The 8,636-nt window shown below is 68.1% G+C and carries 3 protein-coding genes; all 3 read left to right on the plus strand.

The window, feature by feature from the left end; genetic code table 11:
- Positions 1–204: 204 nt before the first annotated feature.
- Positions 205–3,759: a chromosome segregation protein SMC gene (gene smc, locus SX243_10595; protein ID MDY7093406.1), complete on the plus strand. Its 3,555-nt coding sequence runs from the start codon at positions 205–207 to the stop codon at positions 3,757–3,759.
- A 217-nt stretch (positions 3,760–3,976) separates the two neighbouring features.
- Positions 3,977–7,327 carry a hypothetical protein gene (locus SX243_10600; GenBank protein ID MDY7093407.1) on the plus strand — a complete coding sequence of 1,117 codons (3,351 nt, stop codon included), beginning with the start codon at positions 3,977–3,979 and terminating at the stop codon, positions 7,325–7,327.
- 300 nt (positions 7,328–7,627) lie between these two features.
- The coding region (locus tag SX243_10605; protein MDY7093408.1) for a sulfatase at positions 7,628–8,636 on the plus strand (1,009 nt) is incomplete at its 3' end.

An 8,636-nucleotide genomic window follows, 5' to 3' on the forward strand; every position in this document is an offset into this window, starting at 1 on the left:
CTCCAAACTCTAAAGGTCTTCCAACTCAAGTTATGTGAAAACACCATATCATCTTTTTGGGCTCCGGGATCAAGTGCCGGGACCGAATCAGCCAACATCTCCAATCGAACGCAACATCTGGTAGCATAAGCGGCTAGGCACTACAACCGCTTGTGGGTCTATGACTTCTCTGCTATCTTCCCCGCCGACCCGAAAGCGAGGACCATGCTCAAGCTCGATCGACTGGAAGTCTCAGGATTCAAGAGTTTTGCCGACACCGTGACGGTGCAATTCGCCGGTGGCATTACCGCCATCGTCGGCCCCAACGGCTGTGGCAAGAGCAATATCTCCGACTCCATGTCCTGGGTGCTCGGCGAGCAGAGCGCCAAGAGTCTGCGCGGTGGCCGCATGGAGGACGTGATCTTCAACGGCTCCGAGGGCCGGCGTCCTCTGGGGATGGCGGAAGCCACTCTCACCCTGCGCACCGATCCCGACTTCCCACGCTCTGAAGAGGGCGTCATCACCATCGGCCGGCGGGTGTTGCGCAGCGGTGAGAGCCAATACCGCCTCAACGGCCGCACCGTCCGTCTGAAGGAGATCAAAGACCTCCTGATGGACACCGGCCTGGGCATCCGGGCCTACTCGGTCATCGAGCAGGGCAAGATCGGCATGATCCTGTCGAGCAAGCCGGCGGAACGCCGCAAGCTGCTCGAAGAGGCCGCCGGCATCACCCGCTACAAGGCCCGCAAACGCATCGCCGAGGTCAAGCTGGAAGAGGCCATGGCCAACCTGCTGCGCCTGGACGACGTAATCTCCGAGGTGGAGCGGGCGCTGCGCTCGCTGAAACGCCAGGCCAACGCCGCCCGGCGCTACAAGGAAAAAGAAGTCGAATACCGGGAGCTCCTGCAGCAGGTGCTGCTGGGACGCTGGGCCACCCTGCACCAGCGCCTGGAGGTGCTGCGCCAATCCCTCACCGAGCACACCACCGCCGACGCCGAGCTGGCCGCCGCCCTGAGCCGCGACGAGGCCGCCCTGGCCGCCGGCCGGGAAGCCCTGGAACGCCAGGCGGAAGTGTTGGGGGAATGCCACCAGCGGCGCTCCGAGCTCGCCGCCACCATCGAAGGCCGGCAGGAATTCCTCAAATCCTCCCGCCAGACCCTGCAGGAGATCGCTGAGCGCGCCGCCGGCGGCAGCGAGCTGGCCCAACGGCGGCGACAGGAATCGGAAGAGCATCGCCAGCGCCTCGCGGAGGTCGAGGAACGGAGCGAGGAGCTACGCCAGGAGCGGGACGCCGCCGCCGCCGCGGTGGAGGAAGACCGCAGCCATATCGAAGGGGCAGAAAAAGAGCTGCGCCAGGCCGAGGCGCGGGTGGGGACGGTGCGCTCCGAGCTGCTGCGCGCCGACGGTGAGGTCTCGGGGCTACGCAGCCGCGTGCACCAAGGCGAGATCGAGCAAGAGCGCACCAACTCCCGCCGCCACCACCTGCAGGAAGAGCTGGACGAAGCTTCTGGCGAGCTGGCCCAGACCGACGAGACCCTGACCGCCGCCGGTGAGCGGGTGCAGGAGCTGGAAGCCGCCTTGGCCAAGGCCGAGCAGGAGCTGGCAGCGGTGAGCGAGGCCCTGGAAGCCACCCTGCGGGAAGAGCAGGCCGCCACCACCGAGCTGCGCCGGCTCGAGGACGAGCTGACCCGAGCCGAGCAGCGCCGGGACGTGCTGGAGCAGCTGGCCCGGGCCCACGCCGAGCGCCGCGCCACCCTCGAGGACGCCCTCGCCGGCTCCGGCTACGACGAGCCCCGCTATCTGGCGGAACGGCTGGAAGCGGTGAGCGGTTGGGAGAGCAGCCTGGACTTCTTCCTCGGCGAGCTCACCGACGCCGTGCTGCTGGACGCGGAGGAGGCCTCCGCCACCCTCGCCCAGCATCTCCACGGCCGGGTGCGCTCCGCCGGCGCCACCCTGCTGCGGCCGGTGACGCCCCCGGCAGAGACCGACGACGGCCCCCTCTCCCCCATCCAAGAGGCCGCGGAGGATCCGGCGGTGGTGCTCTCCCTAGCCCAGGCTCTGGGCCTGCCGCCGGAGCTCGCCCACGCCCTGCCCCCGGGCTTCCTAGTGGAAGGCGCCGACGACGCCGAGCGGCTGGCCCGCAGCCATCCCGGGGTGGTCTTCATCAGCCGCCAAGGGATCTGGGCCGAGGGTGGTCTGCTGCACCTGGAAGGTGATTCGGAGATCCCCGGCGTCCTTGCCCGGGAAGCGGAGCTGGCGGAGCTGGCGGAAACCCTGCCGCAGCTGGAAGACCAGCGCCAGGCGGCCAGCCGCCGCATCCAGGAGCTGGTGGAAAAGCGCGCCCGACAGGCGAAGGAGAAGAACCGCCTGGAGGACGCCAGCGGCCAGCTGCGCCAGGATCTGGCGGTGAGCCAGGCGCGGCAGCAGGACCTGGAAGGCCGCCGCGGACGGCTGGCGGAGCAACACCAGCGCATCCGCCAGGAGCTCGACGAGGTGGACGCCAAGGTCGCCGGATTGGTGGAGCGGCAGCGGGCTCATCAGGCCTCCTTGGAGCAGGCGACGGCGCGGGAGGCCGCCCTGGCGGAGGATCTGGAGCGCGCCCAGGAGCAGGTGGAACAGGCCAAGACGCACCGCGAGAGCCTGCGCACCGAGAGCGCCGGCCGAGCCGGCCGCCTGGAGGTGCTGGAAGAACGGCTGGAGGCCCTGCAGTCGGAAGCTCGGCGGCTGGATCGGGAGATCACCGAGGGCGAACGTCAGGCAGCGTTGTGGAGCGAGGAGCACCAGCGGCTGGAAAGCCGGCAGCGGGAGCTGGTGGCCTCCCGGGAGCAGGCCGAGGCGGAGCTCTCCCAAGCCCTCGGCGCCCAGCAGGAGGCGGATGATCAGGTGATCCTGGAGCAGGAGAAGCTGGACGATTTGCGCGGCGACCTGCGCACCCTGGAGGAGCGGCTGGCCACCTGCCGGGGACGCCGGGACGAGGTGCGCACGGAGATCGAGAACCTGCGGGTCAAGCAGGCTTCCCTGACCCAGGACGCCGAGCATCTGGCGACCCAATTCCACGAGAGCTTCGGCAGCGAGCTGCCCCCGCCTCCCGACTCCGCCCCCGACGACCTCGCCAGCCTGGAAGGCGAGCTGGCCACCACCAAGGCCACCCTCGACCGTCTGGGACCGGTGAACGTCCTGGCCATGGAGGAATACGAGGAGCAGCAGGAGCGCCACGAATTCCTGGTCACCCAACGGGCCGACGTCGCCGACTCCGTCACCAGCCTGCGCCAGACCATCCGCGAGATCAACGAGACCTCCAGCGAGCGCTTCCTCTCCACCTTCGAGGAGGTCAATGTCACCTTCGGCGAGGTCTTCCAGCGGCTGTTCCGCGGCGGCGAGGCGGAGATGCGGTTGATGGACGAGGAAGATCCCCTGGAGAGCGGCATCGAGATCGTCGCCCGTCCCCCGGGCAAGCGGCTGCAGAATATCCAGCTCATGTCCGGCGGTGAAAAGGCCCTCACCGCGGTGGCGCTGCTCTTCGCTCTCTTCCGCACCAAGCCCTCGCCGTTCTGCATCCTCGACGAGGTCGACGCCCCCCTCGACGACGCCAACACCCTGCGGTTCGTCGAAATGCTGCGGGAGATGGCCCAGGAGACCCAATTCCTGGTCATCACCCACAACAAGCTGACCATGGAGGTGGCGACCAATCTCTACGGCGTCACCATGGAAGAGCGCGGCGTCTCGCGGCTGGTGGCGGTGGAGATGGAAGAGCTCCATCCGGTGGCCGCCACCGCCTGACCCCATCCTCTCCCCAAGGCTTTCCGGCCCGACTCCACCAGTGCCCGAGCACGCGCTGTTCACCCACGCCCGCCCTGTGATAGCGTCGCTGACAAACTTCGGAATGGCCCGTGGACGACGTCTTTTTTGCGGGCTCTTCAGCTGCAGACTCCATGCTCCGTGCCGGCCCCTTGGGCCGCGACCGTCGCTTGAATGACTTTCTAGAGGGAGCCGATCGATGCCTCGACTCAGCCGCATCCTACTCGTCGCCGCAGGTCTCCTGGCCTGGGCCGCCTTACCCGCCGACGCCTTGGTAGAGCGTGACGGCACCAGCTTGCTGAGTGCCAAGGAGACCCGCCACCCAGCGCTCTACATCGGCAATGTCTATCGCTCCGCGGATCAGCTCGACGGCACTGCTACGGACCGTAGCGTGGGCCTCTCGGGGCTCGACGTGGCTGCCTCCAACGCCTACCTCGATCTGCGCAGCGGCCGCTGGGGCACGCTGCTCCTCTCCGAGCCCATGATCCCCGGCACCGGCGTCGGCAACAACCTCAGCTGGAGCACCCTCCGCCAGCCCGAGCCCGCCGACGACCGAGCCCTCGAGGCCGCGGCCTGGAGCTCCCTGCGCAGCTACCTCGAGATCCATCAGCTGGCTCTGGCCCTCGACCCCGCCGAGATCGAGCCGCGGGTGGCTGCCGAGGCCGGCGGCAGCCTGGTGCAGATCCACGGCCGCCGGGTGGTCGACGGCATCCCGGTGCGCGACAGCTTCCTCACCGCGGTGATCAACCACGGCAACCTGATTCTGATGGGCGTGCGCAACTGGGGCGACATCACCACCCCGGCTTCCCCCACCCTCGACCGCGAGCAGGCCACGAGCCGCGTCGCCCAGCACATCGCGCCGGTGCGCAGCCAGGGTTTCTGGGATCGCACCGAGCTGCTCTACGTGCCCATGGCCCGGGGCCTGCGGCCGGACGCCAACCCAGTCGGCGAGGGCCTAGACTATCGCCTGGTGTGGGTGGTGCGCCCGAACTTCACCGGCCACATCGAGCGCTACGAGGCGCTGGTGGACGCCCACAGCGGTGAGCTCGTCTCCTTCCAGGACACGGCCCACTACGCTTCCCCCCGAGAAGTGGTGGGCGGCGTGCTGCCGGTGAGCAACGACGGCGTTGCCCCCGACGGCGTCGAGCAGGCCGAATGGCCCATGCCCTACACCAACGTCATCGTCGGCGGCGAGGTGGTCTACACCGACGCCGGCGGCAACCTTCCCGCCTGCGTCGATGGCACCATCGAGAGCACCCTCGACGGCCTCTACATGTCGATGAACGACAACTGCGGCGCCATCAGCGAGAGCACCGCCGGCGACACCCTAGACTTCGGCACCAGCCCCGGCACCGACTGCAACGTCGCCGGGGGAGCCTCCGCCGGCAACACCCGCTCCTCGCGCTCCGGCTTCTACGAGATGAACCGCATCAAGGAAGCTGCCCGCGGATATCTGCCGGGCAATGTCTGGCTGCAGCAGAAGCTGATCTCCAACATGAACATCAACTCCAACTGCAACGCCAGCTGGAATGGTCAGGTCAACTTCTTCACCTCCGGCGGCGGCTGCAACAACACCGGTGAGATCGCCGGCGTCTTCGACCACGAGTGGGGCCACGGGATGGACAACAACGACCTCACCGGGTCGGTGTCCAACCCCGGTGAGGGCATCGCCGACATCTTCGCCTCCCTGCGCCTCAACACCTCCTGCATTGGGCGCAACTTCCGCGCCACCAACTGCACCGGCTTCGGCGACGCCTGCCTGAGCTGCACCGGAGTCCGGGAGATCGACTGGGCCCAGCGCGCCTCCGGCAACCCCCACGGCATCGCCTTCATCGACGGCGCTTGCGGCGCCGGACCGTCGCCCTGCGGCGGCGGCGTGCACTGCGAGGGTCAGGTCTACGCCGAGGCGGTGTGGGACCTCTACGCTCGGGACCTGCAGGGGATTCCCTTCAACTACGATCTCAACACCGCGCTGGAGGAGACCACCCGTCTGACCTACTACGGCTCCGCCACGGTGGGTAGCTGGTACTCCTGCGTCAACGGCACCGCCACCGGCGACGGCTGCAACGCCGACGGCGGCTATCTCAACTATCTGGCGGCGGACGACGACAACGGCAACCTGGGCGACGGTACGCCCCACATGAGCGCCATCTTCGCCGCCTTCGACCGCCACGACATCGCCTGCCCGACCCCGGCGGTGACCAACAGCGGCTGCGCTGGAGCGCCCACCGCGGCGCCGGTGGTCAGCGCCACCGCCTTGGACCGCGGCGCCCACGTCACCTGGGGTGCCGTCGCCGGAGCCGTCAGCTATCAGGTCTTCCGCACCGACGGCGTCTTCGGCTGCGACTTCGGCAAGATCATGGTCGCCGACACCACGGACCTGGAGTTCTACGACACGGAGCTGCAGAACGGCCGCGACTACTACTACTCGGTGATGGCGGTGGGCACCAGCAACGCGTGCCGTAGCCCCATGAGCACCTGCCAGATGATCACCGCCACCCCTGGCGCCAACCTGGGCATCAACGCCGCTTCGGTGGCCGTGGCGCCCAGCACCGGCGACGGTGACGCGTATCTCGACAACTGCGAGACCGCCACCATCAGCTTCGACGTGGACAACATCGGCACCGGCGCCCTGACCAACGTCCAGCTGCTGGACGTCCAGGTGATCAGCCATCCGGAGGTCTCGGTAATCACGTCCTTGCCGACGGCGGTCACCGCCTCCCTCGCCGAGTGCGGTCCGGGCACTGCCCAATTCGACATCACCTCCGCCGGTACCTCGTACCAGGAGTCGATGCAGATCATGGTGGAGGTCACCGCCGACGAGATCTCGCCCCAGACCCGCACCGCGGTGCTCACCCTCGGTGGGCTGAACAGCGACATGGAGACCTTCGCCAGCCACACCTTCAGCTTCGAGACCGGCCGTCTCGAGGGCTGGCAGGTGAACAGCGGGATCTTCGCTCTGGACGACAGCTTTGCCGGCGGTGACAGCACCACCGACGCCGTCGCTTCCTCCAACGCCCTGAACGGTGCCTGCGACCGGATCCGCTCGCCGGAGATCCGCCTCACCGCCACCTCGACGCTGTCGCTGTGGAACAACTACGACATCGAACCGCTCTCCGGCGGCACTTGGTACGACCGTGCCAACGTCGCGCTGGTGGATTCGACGGACACCCGCACCCTGGTCACCCCGGACAGCGGCCGGCCCTACAACGCCGACAGCAGCGGCCCCGGCAACTTCAGCGGTTGCTTGGAACCGGAGGAAGGCTGGGCCGACACCGAGGCCACCTGGGGCACCAGCTCCTGGTCCGCCGGGGCCCTGGGCTCCGTCGGCGTTGCCGGCCTGCCGCGCTATCTGGAGGTCACCTACTCCACCGATGGTGCGCTGGCCCTGCGCGGGTTCTACTTCGACGAGGTCACGCTGACCGACTTCGACCTGCAAACGGACGATGGCCAGCTCAACACCTGCAACGTCACCACCAGCATCTTCGGCGATGGTTTCGAAGGCGGTGGCACCGGCAATTGGAGCAACGTGGTGGGTGGCACTCCCTGAGTCCGCCTCTCCCCCGCTAGCCTCAAGGAACCCCCGGCTCGCCCTCGCGGCAGCCGGGGGTTTTTCTTGTGCCCCTCCCCGCCCAACCGGCTAGAAGCCGGCGCTCCCAGGACATGCTCCAACACGGTGGGACCCACTTGTTGCTTCTCCCAGGGTGTCCTACAGCGGACTCACCGCCACTCAGATCTCGATTCGACTCCCGCTCAACGCATCCCCCTACGCCCTGCCAACCACAGCCGGCAGCAATCCTTAGCGGACGGGGGCTGGGCTTGGCGTTCGGGTCGTGGGATGATCACGCCCATGAAGAATCGAACCGCCCTCCGTCTATCTGTCCTCCTCACGCTGATTCTCGGCCTCGCCGCCTTCACTGGGCCTTCAGAAGCCCAAAAGGAGGACACCGGACCGCCCAATGTCCTGCTGGTTACCGTCGACACCCTGCGGCCGGACGCCCTGGGTTGGGTCTCCGGCGTCGAGGGGACCCCCAACGTCGACCAGCTGGCGGCGGAGGGCTGCGCCTTTCCGGCGGCGGTGACCACGGCCCCCCTCACCGCACCGGCCCATGCGTCCCTTCTCACCGGCCTGCTCCCCCGCCGCCATGGCGTGCGGGACAACGGTCAGGTCTTGGGCGTGGGCATGCAGACCCTGGCGGAGACCTTGGGCCGGGCCGGGTACGCCACCGGCGCCTTCACCAGCGGCTATCCCCTGAGCCCCGAGTTCGGCCTCGACCGCGGTTTCGATCATTTCGACGGCGTGCTGGCCCTGGACGGCGAAGAGCTCGAACGGCCGGCGGCGGAGACCACCGTGGCGGCCGAGCAGTGGCTGAAGGGCCAAGACGGCCCGTGGTTCCTATGGGTTCACTACTACGATCCCCACGCCCCCTACGAACCGCCGGCGGACTTGCTCCAGGACGGCCCCCGGGGTGCTTACCAGGGCGAGGTGGCGGCGGTGGATCGGGCCCTCGGGGACCTCTTGAAGGCGGCCCGGGGAACCTCCTCCCAACCACCGCTGGTCATCTTCACCGCGGATCATGGTGAGAGCCTGGGAGAGCACGGCGAGGAGACCCACGGATTCTTCCTCTACGACAGCACCGTATTGGTGCCCCTGATCTTCCACTGGCCCGGGGAGGTCGCCGCCGGCAAATGCCGCGCCGATGTCCATCCCCGGCTGGTCGACGTCGCCCCCACCCTTCTCGACCTGCTGGGTATGCCCCCCTGGAACGGCATCGACGGCATCAGCGCCGTCACCGCCCTGGCCGGCTTCCACCAGATCATGCCCGGCGCATATATCGAGACCCTGCGGCCCTACTACT

The sequence above is a fragment of the Acidobacteriota bacterium genome (assembly GCA_034211275.1).
Taxonomy (GTDB): Bacteria; Acidobacteriota; Thermoanaerobaculia; order Multivoradales; family JAHZIX01; genus JAGQSE01.